We start from the raw sequence: 15003 nt of genomic DNA on the forward strand, positions 1-15003 counted from the left end.
AGGCTGCCTCAGGCTTTTCCTGCATTGGCGAGGATGATCTCGCGCCAGAGGCGCGTCGGAGTCACCCAGGCGTCGGGCGCATTGTATTTGCCCGAATAGATCACGGCGGCGATGCCGGCATCCGGCATCAGCCAGAGGCGCTGGCCGCCATTGCCGAAGCCGGCGATCCAGGGACGCTCGCCGCCGGGCAGGGCTGTCGTTGCGTCTGCGCCGATGAACCACAGCCGGCCATAGGCCAGACCGTCACCGGTCGGTATGGCAGGCTTCAACGAGGCCTCGATCCAGGCCTGCGATATGATTCGATCGCCGTTCCACAGGCCCTTGGCGAGCACCAGCTCGCCGATCCGCAGCAGATCGGCGGCGCGCAGGCGCAGGCCCGAAGCCGCCGAGGCGACGCCGTCGTCACCGGCGATCCATTCGAACCTGTCGATGCCGAGTGGCTCGAACAGCGTTTCCCGGGCGAATTCGGGCAGGGCCTTGCCGATTCCGCGCCGGATCAGCTCGCCGACCAGAGCCACGCAACCGCCCGAATAGATCCAGCGCGTCCCGGGCTGCGCGACGACGGGTCGCTCGAGGACGAAGCGGTAGCGATCCGGCGCCATTTCCATGGCGATCTCGCTGTTCAGCGGATCGGTATAGGGCCGCTCTTCGTCCCATTCGAGCCCGAGCGTCATGGTAAGGGCATGCTCGATCCGCAGCCCCTGCCGGTCGGATGCGGCGATGAGGTCGGGATAGTCCGGAAAATGCGGCAGCAGGGGCGCGTCCGGCGGCGGCACGAGCTTGCGGTCGAGGGCGATGCCATAGAGCAGGCCGACGACGCTCTTGGTGACCGAGCGCAGATCGTGCAGCGTCTGCGGCCCGAAGCCGACCTCGCCGAGCGGCCTGCCCCAGCTCTCGTCTACGCCAGCCTGGTAATGCTCGAGAATGATGCGTCCGTCCTGGCTGGCGAGGACGACATGCAGGTCACGCAAGAGGCCGGAGGCGATACCGGCGGCAAGCTTGTCCTGCATGGTCAGCCTGCCGCCCGTGGCTTTTGCCGGCGCATCCATCGAGGTCATGATGATTGGTTCCCTCTAGCCGAAGTCGAGAATATCAGCCCGGCTCAATCCGGCCGGATGATGCTGCGCAAAGGGCTGCCCGCCGCGGCGATGCGCGCAATGCCGTCGGCAAGGCCCTCGACCGTCACGGTCATGGTATGGCCGGTGGCGTGGATCATCGTCGTTTCGTCGCGGACCATGGCGACGTGGCCCTTCCAGAACAGGAGGTCGCCGCGCCGCAATTGCGCGAGAGGCCCGGCGGGGTCGAGCCGCTCGCCCGGCAGTTCGCCTTCCTGCATGTCGCTGTCGCGCGGGCAGGCCAGGCCGCAGGCATGGCGTGCCGTCTGCACCAGGGCCGAACAATCGAGGCCGAGGCTCGATTTGCCACCCCACAGATAGGGCACTCCGAGGAAACGCTCGGCGACCGCGACCGGGTCGTCCTCCTTGGAATCGACAGGCCTGGCATGGGCGGCGAAGACGAAGCCCCAATCCTCGAGGCGAAGGAACTGCCCCTCGCTGGCGACCACGGAAAGGACGGAACCATGGCTCAGTGCCAGCATCACCGGCGCCTTGATCGACGGTACGGGGTAGATGAAGCTGCGCAGCACGCCGATGCTATGGGTGGCGGGGCGCGGGGCCGCCAGCGCATTGGCGGACAGCCAGCCGACATAGCCGTCCCGGTCGGCCTGGCCCCAGGCCCAGCCTTCCATCTCGTCATAGACGGTGAAGCTCTCGCCAAAGAGAAGCTCGGTATCGATGGAGGCCGAGAAATCCGGATCCGGCCGCAACGGCACCGCTGTCTCGATGACGCGGCGCTCGCTGCCCTCGACATAGCGTGGCGCCGTGACGATGCCGCGTAGCGAGGCTGCGGCAAGGTCCGGCCGAGCCGGGGTGATGCGACGATCATGGGCAGTCAATGCAACAGTCCTTCAAACGGGTCTTGTCTTCAATGGAGCAGCCTGTGCCGTCCCGCAAGATCTTCGCACCCCCAGGGTCGTCAGCGCGGAAGGTCCTTGCCAAGGGCGACCAGGATGTCGCCGAGCTTCTCGACATAGAGCGCACCGTCCACCGTGCGCTGGATGATGACATTGCGCCGGTCGAACTCATCGCGCCGCCGCGCGGTGAGCTTGAGCTTGGCCAGGCTGTCGAGCGCCCGGGTGATCACCGGCTTGGTGACATCGAGCTTGGCGGCGAGGCCGCGCACCGTATGGGGCGGGGCTTCCAGATAGACGGTGAGGAGAATGGCAAGCTGCCGGCTCGACAGATCTGGCTGGGCGTCGCGCACCAGCGTCAGCATGACGTCATGCCAGAGCCGCAACGCCTGCGCCGGCCGCATCTCCACCGCCATCGCCCCTCTGTGCCTCCCTGCCGCCGGCATTCGAAGGACCAGGATAGGGGGTAATCACGCAGATTGGGTTAATTCGAGAGGGAACCTAAGAGGACTACCGCTTCCGCAATCATCGACTTTTGAGGGAGGCGCCAAGTATGCTCGACGGCGCGCGCGAAAGCGAATGGCAAGGTCCTCTATCTCTGAACATTCAATTCAGATATATCGAAATTGATGATTGGCGAAAGCTCATCTTCAAGAACGGTGAACTATTCCTGGCTTGCAATTTGGAATAAATTCTGTGATTTGAGGATAGAGCGAAACTCCAGGTATACATACTGAAAGTTAAAAGTTATCAGCAATAATATTGCAATATAACTTGTGTATACCTAGACGATTTTATCGTTACTATGCAGCGAAGGTTTGTAATATGTCTGAATTGAATGAGCTAGTCGACCGCCTATCTGAGAATTATGTTCGTTCAAGCGGAGAGATATATTACAGTTTCTTGAAAAAGTTTCACGATTTTCTTAAACCAAAAACATATTTGGAGATTGGAACTGCAACGGGTGCCTCTCTTGCAAATTCTACCTGCAATTCTATTGCAATTGATCCAATGTTTACCGTATCTCCTGAGTCTATAAATAATAAAAGAGCGGTAACGATGCTATTCTCTATGCCGAGTGATCGGTTTTTCGCTGATTATAACCCGGAAGCTCTGTTGTCTGCAAAAATTGATATCGCTTTTTTGGATGGATTGCACGAGGCGGAAACCTTGCTTCGAGATTTCTATAATACAGAACGGCATTGTAAAAAGAACTCAATTGTATTTCTTCATGATATGTTGCCTTTCAACGCCGAAATGACGGTTCGGGAATATCCAGGCGGCGCTGTTCCTTGGACAGGCGATGTTTGGAAGGTGCTTCCAATTCTAAAACAAAATAGGCCGGATCTAGATATATATGTATTTGATGCGGCTCCTACAGGTCTTGTGGCAATCACAAATCTAAATCCTGAGTCAGAAGCTCTAGTGAATAACTATTCAGATATTTGGAAAGTGTGGTCAGGCATCTCTCTGGATGAATATGGAGTGGCTAGGTATTTTGATGAATGTAAAGTTATTTCAACTTCGTCTGTCAATACCGCATCAGATATGAGAAGATTGTTTTGGTTGTAAAATTTACAACTGTTATGGAGCGGATTTAGCAGGCGTCGGTTTATATAGGCAATTGTATTCACTTTGGCGTAACGCAAGCATTACCGATCAACTTTCTTAGGCCAACAGATGCATTCCGGACTTTCTGCCACATTTTCCCTGTAGCCGACATATCGGGATGAGTATGGTGACAATGCTTGGATATCAGGTACCGAGCTTTTGGGCCGCGGTGCGACGGCAACGGCAGGTACTCGCCGCAGTCCTCTTGCGTACGATTAGAACGCGATTCTTCGCTCATGGCACAGGTTATCTGCTGGCCGTTGGGTGGCCTGTTGCCCACATCCTGCTGCTGATTGCGATATTTACCATAGGGGGGCGATCGGCCCCCTTCGGCGAAAGCGCCGTGTTGTTTATTGCAACCGGCTCTGTGCCCTTTATGGTTTTCTCCTATCTCGCGCGTTTCATGATGGTGGATCTGGCGGCGAACAGGCCGTTGCTCGGATTGCCAGAAGTAAAGTTGCTGGATGTTCTGATTGCTAGCGCCGTGCTCGAGATCTTATCGGCTTTTGCGGTCGCGATAGTCATGATTATTTTAGGGTGGTCTTTCAATATTCCAATCGCGCCTCAAGATATGGCTGAGGCGTTTAGCGCCATTTTGGCAGCTATTTTGCTCGGATTGGGCATGGGTGTACTTAATAGCGTCATCATGATGGTGTTCCAGATGTGGATGACGGGTTATGCACTCATGAATGTGGCCGTTTGGGCCTCGTCAGGCGTCATGTTCGTTCCGAGCGCGATACCCGATCCATTCCGAACGTGGTTATCCTACAACCCTGCTCTTCAGGTCGTTGAGTGGATGCGCGCAGCATATTACGAGGGATATGGTGAGCATCTGCTTGATCGGACTTATACGATTGGCTTTGGTGTTGTGACGCTTGCGCTTGGTCTCATATTGGAGCGGCTTCTGAGAGGGCATGTTTTATCCATGCGGTAAGTCTCCGTTTTTCATAAGGAGGCGCATAGCGTGGTAGCCCGCCAAATAGGAGCGTCGTAGGCAACTCAATAGAGCTTCGAAATGTTAAAGATCGCTTTTATGACGTGTTCATAGATCACGATACACCTTCTTCCTAATTCCTTGGGTAGTGAGCTCTTACCCTTCCTTCACCTGCACTTCCTAAGGGATAGTTTAAAATGAGTGAGTTCAGTAAATTGGTTCCATTCCCGGTCGAGAACATCAGGAACTCCTTGGTGTTTAGAGAAGGTTTGCCTAGATATGATCATTTTCAGGAAGCTATCGTAACACCTCTGGTTAGAGGTGGGGCGTGGGGTGTATTCGACGCGCAGGGAAAATCCATAGATACGGCAATCGACTATTGGTTCAAAAGCCATATGCCGTTTCAGAAAGCTGAACTTTCTTGCTTACTTGAAGACGTGGAAGATAATTCTCAGTCAGGTTTCATTTATGGTGGTAAGATATTTCCCGAACCAGGAAGGAATTATGGTCACGTAATCCTTGAAAGCTTATGCCGTCTTTGGTGTATAACAAAAGATGGATTAAATGGAAGAAGAATTGTCTTTCAATCTGATTCTTCGAGCACCGATCAGTGGTATAACGTTGCGTATATTTCTGAAATAATGAGTGCTCTAGGAATAACAAGAAATGACATTTATGAGTGCCGTAAGCCAGAGCGTCTGCGTGACATTTACATTCCTGGACCGTGCGTTCAACTGAGTTATGCTGTAACTTTAGAGGCGGCGAGACCTCTCTATAGAAAAATCGGAGAATTTCTTGCCGAGACCGATGCATTGAAGATTGATAGGCCCGTTTATCTATCTAGAAGTAAAGTGGCGAAACCATCCAATGGGATTGTTGGAGAACAGGAACTCGAGGCCACGTTACAAGCCTTAGGTTTTGACATAGTTCATCCGCAGGACCTTTCCTTTAGAGAACAAGTCTCAATTTTTAAAAAATATAAAGCCGTGTGTGGATTTATTGGGTCCGCGTTTCATACATCGGCATTTGCTCACAAATCTTCAAGGATGATTGCAATAAATCATCAAGGAGAGTTTATTCATAACTATTTTCTAACGGATGCCATCGGTGAAAATAAGACAGAAATATATAAAGCTCCGGCCGATATGCTTCGAGTTTCGGAAAAGAAAATTTTGAATAGTGTTTTTTCTGATTATCTAATTTTAAACCCAAAAGCACTGGGTGATGAACTGGCCAAGTTGGCTTTTTCGTAGTTCCAAGAGAGCTCGGCGCCAATCAGCTTTGCCGCATCGAGATCAAGCTATCGCTTTGGGCTCGATCGGTACCAGTCTACTCAGCCCCAGCAACTCCTCCAGCACGGCGCCCGCACTTAGCAGCGCCGCCTCGCCACGCGGCCGGCCGATGAGTTGCACGCCGACGGGGCGGCCGTCGGCGGTGAAGCCGGCGGGCATGGCCAGGGAGGGGCAGGAGGTCATGGTGACGACACTGGCGATCTTGAGCCAGTCGACATAGTTCTCGAACACCGTGCCCTCGACTTCGCGCACCCAGCGCTGCTCGATGCCGAGCGGCGGCGTGCAGGCGGCTGGGGCGATCAGCACGTCATAGTGCGAGAAGAAGGCCGCGACGTCGTCATAGAGCTTGCTGCGACGGAGCATGGCGGCACCGATTGTATCGGCATCGAGAGCGCGCCCTTTCTCGATGTTCCAGATCACGTCCGGCTTGAGTTCGCTGCGGCGGGTCTCGAGCAGTTCGCGCATGCCGGCGGCGTAGGAAAGAGCCCGCAGCGTCTGGAAGGCCTCGGGCACGCCGGCAAAATCGGGGCAGGCTTCCTCGACGATCGAGCCAGCTTCCTCCAGTTTTCTTGCCGCGGCCTCGGCGATTGCCCGGGTCTCGCAATGGACCGGGGTGACGCCGAGATCGGGCGAGAAGGCGACGCGTCTGGGCGCCTGCCGGCGGCGGACGCTCTCGCGAAAGCCGATGGCCGGCTCTTCCAGCGACAGCGGGTCCTCGATATGCCAGCCGGCCATGGCGTCGAGCATCAGCCCGACATCCTCGACATTGCGTGCCATCGGGCCGTTGACCGGCAGGGTCTCGAACTTGATGCCGTCGGGGCCGCTGGCGACCCGGCCGGGCGAGGGGCGCAGGCCCACCACCGAGCAGAAGCTCGCGGGTGTGCGCAGCGAACCGCCGAGATCCGAGCCGGTGGCCAGCCAGACCTGTCCGGTGGCCAGTGCCACGGCCGCCCCGCCCGACGAGCCGCCGGCGTTCAGCCTGGTGTCCCAGGGGTTGAGCGTGTCGCCGAACACGGCATTGAAGGTGTTGGCGCCGGCGCCGAATTCGGGCGTGTTGCTCTTGCCAATCGTGATGCCGCCGCGGGCTTCCAGGCGCTCGACCATGATGTCCGAGCGCGTGGGCACGTGATCCCTGTAGATCTGCGAGCCATAGGTCGTGCGTACGCCGGCAACGTCGTTGAGGTCCTTGACGGCGAGCGGCAGGCCGCCGAGCCAGTGCGGGTCTTCGCTGGGCGGGGTCGCCATCAGGCGGCGGGCCTGGTCGCGGGCGCGCTCGGGGCAGAGCGTGACCATGGCATTGACCTTGCCGTCGACAGCCTCGATACGGGCAAGCGAGGCCTCGACCAGATCGAGCGGGCTGACCTCGCGCCGCCTGAGGCGCTCGACGACCTCGCAAGCGGTCAGGCGGATCAGTTCGTCGTGGCTACCCATGGTGCAAATTCCCGGAAGGCTGGATTGGCTTTGCTATAGCCGGAGCCGGCGATGCCACCGGCCCCGGTCGGTCGGTTGGCGGCGCCTCAGCCGAAACGTGCCTTGAGATAGGCATAGAGGGCGCGGGCGCCCATCACCTCGGCGCCCTCGGGCCGGCCGGGCTTGGCGGAAGGGGTCCAGGCGAAGATGTCGAGATGCACATAGGCCCCAGCCTTCTCGACGAAGCGGTTGAGGAAGAGGGCCGCGGTGATCGAGCCGGCAAAGCCGCCGCCGGGGGCGTTGTTGAGATCGGCGACCTTGGAGTCCAGCATGGCGTCATAGGGGGGCCAGAGCGGCAGGCGCCAGAGCGGATCGTTCTCCCGGGCGGCATGGGCGAGGAGATCGGTTGCCACCTTCTCGTCGCGGCAGAACAAAGGCGGCAGGTCGGGGCCGAGGGCGACGCGGGCGGCACCTGTCAGCGTCGCCATGTCGACGATCAGCTCCGGCGCTTCCTCATCGGCAAGCGCGAGGGCGTCGGCGAGCACGAGGCGGCCCTCGGCGTCGGTATTGCCGATCTCCACGCTCAACCCCTTGCGTGAGGCCAGGATGTCGCTGGGCCGGAAGGCATCGCCGGAAATTGCGTTCTCGACGGCCGGGATCAGCACGCGCAAGCGCAGCTTGAGGCCGGCCGCCATGATCATGCTGGCGCAGGCGAGCACCGAGGCGGCCCCGCCCATGTCCTTCTTCATCAGCAGCATGCTGGCCGACGGCTTGATGTCGAGGCCGCCGGTGTCGAAGATCACGCCCTTGCCGACCAGTGTCACCTTGGGATGGGCGGCGTCGCCCCAGGTGAGATCGATCAGCCGCGGCGCACGCGAAGAGGCGCGGCCGACGGCATGGATCATCGGGAAGTTCTGGGCGAGCAGTTCCTCGCCCAGGGTCACCCGGAACTCGGCGCCATGCCGTTCGGCCAGGGAACGGGCTGCTTCGGCGAGTTCCGCCGGGCCGAGATCATTGGCCGGCGTATTAACGAGGTCGCGTCCGAGCGCCACCGCCTCGGCGATCGACAGAATTTCGTCGCGATCGACTCCATCGGGCGCGGCCAGGCTGATAGCCTTGATATCGTTACGCTTATAGCGGCCGAAGCGATAAAGCCCGAGGACCCAGCCCAAGGCGGCGAGCCGGTCGTCATGGCTGGCATTGGCGAAGCGATAGGTGCCCGGCGGCAACACGGTGACGAGTTTCCCCGGAAGGAAGCCATCACGGTGGCGGGCCGTCTCGCCTTCCAGGCCGAACAACACGCCGCCCAGGGTTCCTTCGGCTCCGGGCAGGACAAGGTGGCGGCCCGGTGCGGCCTCGAAGCCGTTTGCGGCGATCCAGTCGCGCTGCGCCTGCGGCAAGGACCCGACAACAGCGCCCAGGTTTTGCTTGGTGGCGAACCAGATCGGGACGGCGTTTTCGGCGGCGGCAAGCAGGGGCTCGGGCATGGGGCAACTTTCAGGGTTCGGGGAAGATCTCGTCGATGCGCCCGCTCAGCCGGTAGGAGAGGAGGCCGATCCACTCACGCACGGCAAGGTTCACCTGGCGCAGCCCGTCGCTCATCGCATAGAAGGGCCGCATGGCATCCTGCGGACCCGCCGTGCGATAATTGACGGGATAGGCCATTACATCGAAGCCGGCCTTGCGAAACAAGGCCATCGAGCGCGGCATGTGGTAGCCGGAGGTGACCAGCAGATAGGTTTCGCCGGGCTTGGGCTTGAGAAGGTCATAGGTGAAGACGGCATTTTCATAGGTGTCGCGCGAGCGGTTCTCGAACAGCATGCGCTGGTCGAGGATGCCGAAGCTGCGGAAGAGCTGCCTGGAGGCATCGGCCTCGGTGATGTCCCCCCAGATCTGGCCGGCAAGCGAGCCGACGCCGCCGGTGAAGATGATGCGGGCATCGGGAAACTGGCGCGACAGGCCAGCAACGGCCGTCATGCGCTCGGCCGAATCGGTCAGGGCCGTCTCATGCCGCGTGGTGGAGATGTGGGTGTCCACCGCACCGCCCAGCACGATGATGCCGGCGATCTTGGTCTGGGAAGGGACCGCAGCCTGGGGAAAGCGTTCCTCCAGCGGCTGGATCAGCCAATTGCCGAGTGGGGACCAGCCCATTATGGCAAAGGCCAGGAGTGCGACGCCCATCAGGAAGCGGCCGAAGCGCTGGACACGGTGAATGAAGCTGAGGCCGAGGCCGAGGAGGCCGAGCACCAGGGCCGCGTTGGAGGGCAGGATCAGGAAGCCCAGGGTCTTGGCGAGATAATAGAACATGAGATGCGTTGTCAGGGGGGCGGCATTTGGGGGGCGGGTCTTCAGACCCGCCTTTCTCGATCCAGGGGGCGTGGCATTTCCAGGCTGGTCGGAAGGCCAGCTCCCCGATCGGGCCTACGCCGCGTCGGCCTTGAGGAAGCGCTGGTCGGCGAGGTCGAGCTGCCGGCGCAGGCGCACGATGGTGAGGCTGTCGTCGACGGCGCAATTGTCGTGGCTGAGCAGCTCGCCCTTGCGGATCGGCTTGGTGACACGGGCCCGCTCGGCCAGGCCCAGAGGCAGCAACCGCTCCCGCCTGGCATCGGCCCAGCGCATCGACCAGCCGCGATAATCATATTCGCCGATGCGGCCGAGCACGGTGCCGGGCGCGAGGTCGCGCTTGGCCACCGCTGCCGTCTCCGCCACGGGATGGTCGAGCGGCTGCAGGTCGGCGGTACCGTAGAGCACGGCACGCGCGGCAGTGAGCGGCGTTTCCAGGCTGGTCAGATGATAGGGCCGGTGCAGGGTGAAGAACGGACCCTTGCCGACATGCAGGTCCGTCATGCGCTCGAGCACGCGCGGATGGTTGGGCTCGACCACGCAGAACACGCCCGGGGCCACGCCCTTGCCGATGGTGTAGTCGACACAGCCGCGCTTGGAGAGCACGCCGCCATGGCTCATCGGGATCAGCACCTCGGCGAGTTCTTCCTTGCTGGCACGGGGGCCGTGCAAGCCGGGCTTGTCCGGCTCGAGACCGGTGGCATTGGCGAGCGCCACCATCTCCACCATGGTCTTGGAGCCGTCGACGAATTCCACCAGCACGCGCGGATTCATGTCGCGCGCCGTCGCCTCGGCGACATAGTCGTCGGGCACGGCGTCGAAATTCAGGGCGTTGTTCTTGCCCTTGCCGGCGGCGACCACCGTCATGCCGAGGGTGCGGGCAAAGCAGACCAGTTCGAGCGCGGCGGCCGGTTCGTCGCCGGCCGCGCCGGTATAGATCACGCCGGCCTTCTCCGCCTCGGCCTTGAAATGGCGGCCGATGGTGATGTCGGCCTCGACATTGAGCATGACGATATGCTTGCCGTGCCGGATGGCGGCCTCAGCCACGATCGCTCCGGATTCGGGATGGCCGGTGGCATCGATGATCACTTCGATGCGGCCGGCGGCGGCCAGGGCCTCCAGGTCGGTGGTGATGGCGATGCGCCCGGTCTCGATGGCCCGGTCGATGGCCGAGGCATTGGCGACCTCGACGAGCTCGTCCAGCCGATGCCCGGCGCTCAGGGCGGCGGCGATGGCATTCTGCGGTCGCGATCGCACGGCGACGGCGCCGATGCGGATGCCCTGCATCAGCGCGATCTGCACGATGAGGTCGGTGCCCATCTGGCCGGCCCCGACCAGGCCGATGGTAACAGGGCCCTTGTCGCGGGCGCGTTCCATCAGATCGGCAGTAAAAGAGGGGTTCATCGGGGGCTCCGCAATCTCGTCATGCACCGTCTAACCACCAAATCGTGGCGCTGCAAAGGGAAATGGCCATGTCCTTTCGGTGCAGATCGTCGCCTTTTCGGACAAGGGACGGCCCCTGGAGCAAAGCGCGTTTGGACGGAAACACTCGTTTGCTCTCACCCTTTGGTTCGACGCGCCTTTGCGATTCTTGGCGATTCCGCCAAATCGCAAAACGCTACGGGGCTCAGGCGCCGAAACGTTCCGCCCGGTAGGCGGAGGGGTCGACGAAAGGTTTTTCGCCAGTGATCATCTCGGCCAGGAGCCGGCCGGTGGCCGGGCCGAGGGTGAAGCCGAGATGCTGGTGGCCGAAGGCCAGCCAGAGGCTGTCGTGGCGCGGCGCCTTGCCGATGACCGGGCGCGAGTCGGGGAAGATCGGCCTCGATCCCATCCAGGGCTCGGCCTCGGCGCGCTCACCGAGCGGAAAGAGCTTGCGGGCGAGCCTTTCCGTGCGCTCGACCTGCACGGGTGTCCTCGGGGCATCGCGCCGCGCGAATTCGGCGCCGGTGGTGAGGCGGATGCCGCCCGCCATCGGTGTGATGACGAAGCCGCCCTGCTCGTCGAGCACGGGGCGGCTGAGGCCGGCATTGCCCTCGGCACGGTAATGCATGTGATAGCCGCGCTTCACCGCGAGCGGGAAGCGATAGCCGAGCGGGGCGAGCACATCCATCGACCAGGGGCCGAGCGCGACGACGGCTTGGCGCGCCTCGATCGGACCGTTCTGCGTGGTGATGCTCCACCCGGAAGCACCCGGACGCAGGCTGCGGGCGTCGCCGATCAGGACCTGCCCGCCGATCGCTTCGAAATGGCCGGCATAAGCCTTGGTGATGCCGCCGGGATCGGAGACGCTGTGTGGATCCTGCCAATGCACGCCCGCGGTGAAATCGGTCCGGAGATTGGGTTCGAGCGCCAGAGCTTCGTCGCGCGTCAGCGCCTTCACCCGGTAGCCGAACTCGGCGGCGAGGGGAAATTCCCGCTTCTCGGCTTCGAACGCCTTCTCGCTGCGATAGACCTTGAGCCAGCCCGTGTCGCGGAACAGGGCGTCGGCGCCGGCCTTGCTTGCCAAGGCGCGGTGCTCGGCCACGGTGGCGCTGAGCAGAGGCTGCATCATCCGGGCGGTGGCGAGAAGCCGGTCCGGGGCGGAGTTGCGCCAATAGGCGAGCAGCCAGGGTGCCAGCGCCGGCAGGGCCGTCCAATGGTAGTTGGCGCCGGGATAGCGCTTGAGCACGACGTCTGCGAGGGCGGACAGGCTGCGCGGGAAGGCGACGGGCAGCAACGCGGAGCGCTCGACCACGCCGCTATTGCCGTAGGAGGTTTCCTCGCCCGGGCCGCGCCGGTCGACCAGGGCGACGGACCGGCCGCGCTCCTGCAGATGCGCGGCGATCGAGGTGCCGACGATGCCGGCGCCGAGAACCACGACGTCGTAACGCATGGAAAACCCCATTGGTGCTGAAAAGAACTTTGGTATCGAATACGGTTCGGCTGGAGCGACCCGCCGTCAGGTGAGCCTGCGCCCATTCTCGTCCAGCAGCAACACATCCTGAGGGGCAATGGTCACCGCGACGGCCTCGCCGTCATGCCAGACCCTGTCCTCGATGGTGGCATTGGCCTGCAGCCTCAGGCCGGCGAGATCGAGGATATAGGCCGCCGTGCCGCCGAGGTAGGAAGCGGCGATGATGGTGGCGCGCAGCTCGCCGGGATCGCCGCCCGGCGGGCCGAGCCGGATGCGCTGGGCCCGTACCACGCCGGTCGCCCTTGTGCCGGCGCGGGCCGACGCCGGTGCGACGGCGACCAGTTGCACGCCGTTGTCGAGATGCAGGGCAAGGCGGCCATCGGCCACGCCCATGATCTTGCCCTCGACCAGGTTCGACTGGCCGAGGAAGCTGGCGACGAAGCGGGTGTCCGGACGCTTGTAGACCTGCTTGGGCGTGCCCTGCTGCTCGACCACGCCCTTGTTCATCACCACGATGTGGTCGGACATCGCCAGGGCTTCCTCCTGGTCGTGGGTGACGAAGATCGAGGTGATGCCGATCTCGCGCTGGATGATCTTGAGCTCGGTGCGCATTTCCTCGCGCAGATGCGCGTCGAGCGCCGAGAGCGGCTCATCGAGCAGCAGCACGTCCGGCTCGATCACGATGGCGCGGGCGAGGGCAATGCGCTGCTGCTGGCCGCCGGAGAGTTCGGAAGGCAGCTTGCGCTCGACGCCCGGCAGGCGGACCATGTCGAGGGCGCGCTTGACCTTGGCGGCGATGGTGGCCTTGTCCACGCTGCGATATTTCAGGCCGAAGGCGATATTGTCGTACACGTTCTTATGCGGAAACAGGGCGTAGTTCTGGAAGACCAGGCCGATATTGCGCTTGTGGATCGGCATCGTGTCGATGCGCTTTCCCGCCACCACGATCTCGCCGGCCGTCGGCTGCACCAGGCCGGCGATCGAGCGCAGGATCGTGGTCTTGCCGCAGCCCGAAGGGCCGAGCAGGGTGACGAAGTTACCCTTGCGAATGGTGAGGTTGACGTCCTTGACGGCAACGAAATCGCCATAGGCCAGATTGACATTGGTGAGTTCCACGGCCGTCGGCTTGGTCATCAGTCACGCTCTCGTTCGAAACACTGGCCCTGGGGCAAAGGCGCCAACTTTGGCGAGCAGTTTGGGTTCTTGACCCTCCCCTGGAGGGGGAGGGTCGATACGTAGTGTCGGGGTGGGGTGACTCTGTCTTGAGAATGACGAATGTTTATTGCTACGCCGGGCATGATTTCACCCCACCCCGGCCTTATAGGCCGACCCTCCCCCTCCAGGGGAGGGTAAGACGCGCGCGCTCGACCCGTGATGGGAGGTCAAGCGCCCTTGGCGATGCGGTCCCAGGTCTTGGTCCACTCGTCCGTGTGCTTGTCCCAATAGGCGGCGTCGGCGAAGGTCAGCGAAGCCATCTTGCCGGTGGGGTCGAAGGCCGGCAGCGCCTTGACCTTGTCGGTCAGCTTCACCTTGGTGGGATCGAGGGCGGGCGGATAGCTCTGCCCCTCCGCCACCGCGATCATCACTTCGGGCTGCAGCATGAAGTTGAGCAGTTCCTCGCATTCGGCCATCGGGGCGCCCTTGAGCACCAGCAGGTCCTCCATCCAGGCATAGGAGCCGGGCGGATCGAGATAGCCGATCGGCGCGCCCTGGGCCTGCAGGGCGGCGACACGTCCCGACCACGCATCGGTGACCACCACCTCGCCCTTGGAGAGCAGGTCCATCAGCTCGGCGCCCGACGACCAGTATTTCTTGGCAAGGTCGCGCTGCTCGCGCACCTTGTCCCAGACGGCATCGATGTCCTTGATGGCGTTGGGGTCCTGGCCCAGAGCGAGCGCCGCATACCAGACGCGGGTGATCATGTTGCCATAGCCGCCGATCTTGTCCTTGTATTTGGGATCGAACAGCAGATTGACGCCCTTCTCCTTGGCCTCGGCTTCGGAGATCACCTTGGTGTTGTAGGCGATGCCGGTGGTGCCGTAGTCATAGGGCACGCAGGACAGGTCCGGCGAGATCTTGCGGAACGGCTCGAACATCACCTGCATGATGTTGGCCATATTGGGGATGTTGGCGTCGTTGAGCTTGGTGGTCAGCCCGGCATCGACATAGCGCTTGTAATATTCGACGCCGGAGGAATGAATCACCTGGAACTCGCCGGGCGAGGCGGTCTTGACCTTGGTGATGATCTCGTTCTCGTCGCCGAAGGTGCCCTGCACCACGTTGTTGCCCGTCTTGGCCGTGTAGGGCTTGAAGGCGTATTTATCCATCGCCTCCTGAACGCTGCCGCCCCAGCCGTCGAAGCGCACGTCCTTGGCGGCGGCGAGCGCCGAGCCGCCCCATTTCAGATTGATGCCGGCCCCTGCCGCCGCCGCCGCGGTGAGGCCGAGGAAGGTGCGGCGGCTCATGCCGCCATTGAGATAACGCTCCTTGAGGCGCTCCAGGCGCCTGGTCTGCGACATTGTCATTGGTCTGGTTCCCCTCCTGGTGGTTT

Annotated in this window: 13 protein-coding genes; 3 read left to right on the forward strand and 10 right to left on the reverse strand. The window is 61.7% G+C overall.

Annotated elements, in window-relative coordinates; all coding sequences use genetic code 11:
- Nucleotides 1-8 precede the first annotated feature (8 nt).
- From ACTJKX_RS21265 to ACTJKX_RS21275, 3 genes are all read right to left on the reverse strand, one after another.
- On the reverse strand, nucleotides 9-1058 hold the full coding sequence (locus tag ACTJKX_RS21265; protein WP_440726417.1) for a serine hydrolase domain-containing protein: 1050 nt from the start codon (nucleotides 1056-1058) through the stop codon (nucleotides 9-11).
- 44 nt (nucleotides 1059-1102) lie between these two features.
- Nucleotides 1103-1954 carry a C40 family peptidase gene (locus tag ACTJKX_RS21270; protein WP_440726418.1) on the reverse strand — a complete coding sequence of 284 codons (852 nt, stop codon included), beginning with the start codon at nucleotides 1952-1954 and terminating at the stop codon, nucleotides 1103-1105.
- An 80-nt stretch (nucleotides 1955-2034) separates the two neighbouring features.
- Nucleotides 2035-2385 (reverse strand): MarR family transcriptional regulator, encoded by a 351-nt coding sequence (locus ACTJKX_RS21275; protein ID WP_311934089.1) that lies wholly within the window; start codon nucleotides 2383-2385, stop codon nucleotides 2035-2037.
- A gap of 409 nt (nucleotides 2386-2794) precedes the next feature.
- Between ACTJKX_RS21275 and ACTJKX_RS21280 the strand changes: the two genes are divergently transcribed.
- The 3 genes from ACTJKX_RS21280 to ACTJKX_RS21290 all read left to right on the forward strand — a co-directional run bounded on the left by ACTJKX_RS21280 (nucleotide 2795) and on the right by ACTJKX_RS21290 (nucleotide 5767).
- Complete coding sequence (locus ACTJKX_RS21280) at nucleotides 2795-3541, forward strand: class I SAM-dependent methyltransferase (RefSeq protein WP_440726419.1); 747 nt, start codon at nucleotides 2795-2797, stop codon at nucleotides 3539-3541.
- A gap of 157 nt (nucleotides 3542-3698) precedes the next feature.
- Entirely contained in the window at nucleotides 3699-4514 is an 816-nt protein-coding gene (locus ACTJKX_RS21285) for an ABC transporter permease (protein ID WP_440726420.1), read from the forward strand.
- 197 nt (nucleotides 4515-4711) lie between these two features.
- On the forward strand, nucleotides 4712-5767 hold the full coding sequence (locus ACTJKX_RS21290) for a glycosyltransferase family 61 protein (RefSeq protein WP_440726421.1): 1056 nt from the start codon (nucleotides 4712-4714) through the stop codon (nucleotides 5765-5767).
- Nucleotides 5768-5809: 42 nt separating this feature from the next.
- Here ACTJKX_RS21290 and ACTJKX_RS21295 read toward each other — a convergent pair whose 3' ends face one another.
- The 7 genes from ACTJKX_RS21295 to ACTJKX_RS21325 all read right to left on the reverse strand — a co-directional run bounded on the left by ACTJKX_RS21295 (nucleotide 5810) and on the right by ACTJKX_RS21325 (nucleotide 14977).
- Nucleotides 5810-7237 (reverse strand): amidase, encoded by a 1428-nt coding sequence (locus ACTJKX_RS21295; protein WP_440726422.1) that lies wholly within the window; start codon nucleotides 7235-7237, stop codon nucleotides 5810-5812.
- A gap of 86 nt (nucleotides 7238-7323) precedes the next feature.
- Entirely contained in the window at nucleotides 7324-8703 is a 1380-nt protein-coding gene (locus tag ACTJKX_RS21300) for a leucyl aminopeptidase family protein (protein WP_440726423.1), read from the reverse strand.
- Nucleotides 8704-8713: 10 nt separating this feature from the next.
- Nucleotides 8714-9523 carry a YdcF family protein gene (locus ACTJKX_RS21305; protein ID WP_440726424.1) on the reverse strand — a complete coding sequence of 270 codons (810 nt, stop codon included), beginning with the start codon at nucleotides 9521-9523 and terminating at the stop codon, nucleotides 8714-8716.
- Nucleotides 9524-9637: 114 nt separating this feature from the next.
- Nucleotides 9638-10963, reverse strand: coding sequence for an NAD(P)H-dependent oxidoreductase (locus tag ACTJKX_RS21310; RefSeq protein WP_440726425.1), 1326 nt, complete (start codon nucleotides 10961-10963; stop codon nucleotides 9638-9640).
- Nucleotides 10964-11186: 223 nt separating this feature from the next.
- Nucleotides 11187-12431, reverse strand: a complete 1245-nt coding sequence (locus tag ACTJKX_RS21315) for an NAD(P)/FAD-dependent oxidoreductase (RefSeq protein WP_440726426.1) — start codon at nucleotides 12429-12431, stop codon at nucleotides 11187-11189.
- 66 nt (nucleotides 12432-12497) lie between these two features.
- Nucleotides 12498-13586 carry an ABC transporter ATP-binding protein gene (locus tag ACTJKX_RS21320; protein ID WP_440726427.1) on the reverse strand — a complete coding sequence of 363 codons (1089 nt, stop codon included), beginning with the start codon at nucleotides 13584-13586 and terminating at the stop codon, nucleotides 12498-12500.
- 248 nt (nucleotides 13587-13834) lie between these two features.
- The gene (locus tag ACTJKX_RS21325) at nucleotides 13835-14977 is read right to left on the reverse strand and encodes an extracellular solute-binding protein (protein ID WP_311934100.1); all 1143 of its coding nucleotides are present in this window, start codon (nucleotides 14975-14977) and stop codon (nucleotides 13835-13837) included.
- Nucleotides 14978-15003 lie beyond the last annotated feature (26 nt).

Origin of the sequence: Labrys sp. 22185 (assembly GCF_052045555.1) — a bacterium.
Classification (GTDB): domain Bacteria; phylum Pseudomonadota; class Alphaproteobacteria; order Rhizobiales; family Labraceae; genus Labrys; species Labrys neptuniae.

What these genes read in the sequence shown, in the direction of transcription:
- ACTJKX_RS21285 (WP_440726420.1), top strand. Translation starts at nt 3,699, where the DNA reads ATGAGTATGGTGACAATGCTTGGATATCAGGTACCGAGCTTTTGGGCC.
- ACTJKX_RS21295 (WP_440726422.1), bottom strand. Translation starts at nt 7,237, where the DNA reads ATGGGTAGCCACGACGAACTGATCCGCCTGACCGCTTGCGAGGTCGTC.
- ACTJKX_RS21280 (WP_440726419.1), top strand. Translation starts at nt 2,795, where the DNA reads ATGTCTGAATTGAATGAGCTAGTCGACCGCCTATCTGAGAATTATGTT.
- ACTJKX_RS21310 (WP_440726425.1), bottom strand. Translation starts at nt 10,963, where the DNA reads ATGAACCCCTCTTTTACTGCCGATCTGATGGAACGCGCCCGCGACAAG.
- ACTJKX_RS21325 (WP_311934100.1), bottom strand. Translation starts at nt 14,977, where the DNA reads ATGACAATGTCGCAGACCAGGCGCCTGGAGCGCCTCAAGGAGCGTTAT.
- ACTJKX_RS21265 (WP_440726417.1), bottom strand. Translation starts at nt 1,058, where the DNA reads ATGACCTCGATGGATGCGCCGGCAAAAGCCACGGGCGGCAGGCTGACC.
- ACTJKX_RS21300 (WP_440726423.1), bottom strand. Translation starts at nt 8,703, where the DNA reads ATGCCCGAGCCCCTGCTTGCCGCCGCCGAAAACGCCGTCCCGATCTGG.
- ACTJKX_RS21320 (WP_440726427.1), bottom strand. Translation starts at nt 13,586, where the DNA reads ATGACCAAGCCGACGGCCGTGGAACTCACCAATGTCAATCTGGCCTAT.
- ACTJKX_RS21305 (WP_440726424.1), bottom strand. Translation starts at nt 9,523, where the DNA reads ATGTTCTATTATCTCGCCAAGACCCTGGGCTTCCTGATCCTGCCCTCC.
- ACTJKX_RS21275 (WP_311934089.1), bottom strand. Translation starts at nt 2,385, where the DNA reads ATGGCGGTGGAGATGCGGCCGGCGCAGGCGTTGCGGCTCTGGCATGAC.
- ACTJKX_RS21290 (WP_440726421.1), top strand. Translation starts at nt 4,712, where the DNA reads ATGAGTGAGTTCAGTAAATTGGTTCCATTCCCGGTCGAGAACATCAGG.
- ACTJKX_RS21315 (WP_440726426.1), bottom strand. Translation starts at nt 12,431, where the DNA reads ATGCGTTACGACGTCGTGGTTCTCGGCGCCGGCATCGTCGGCACCTCG.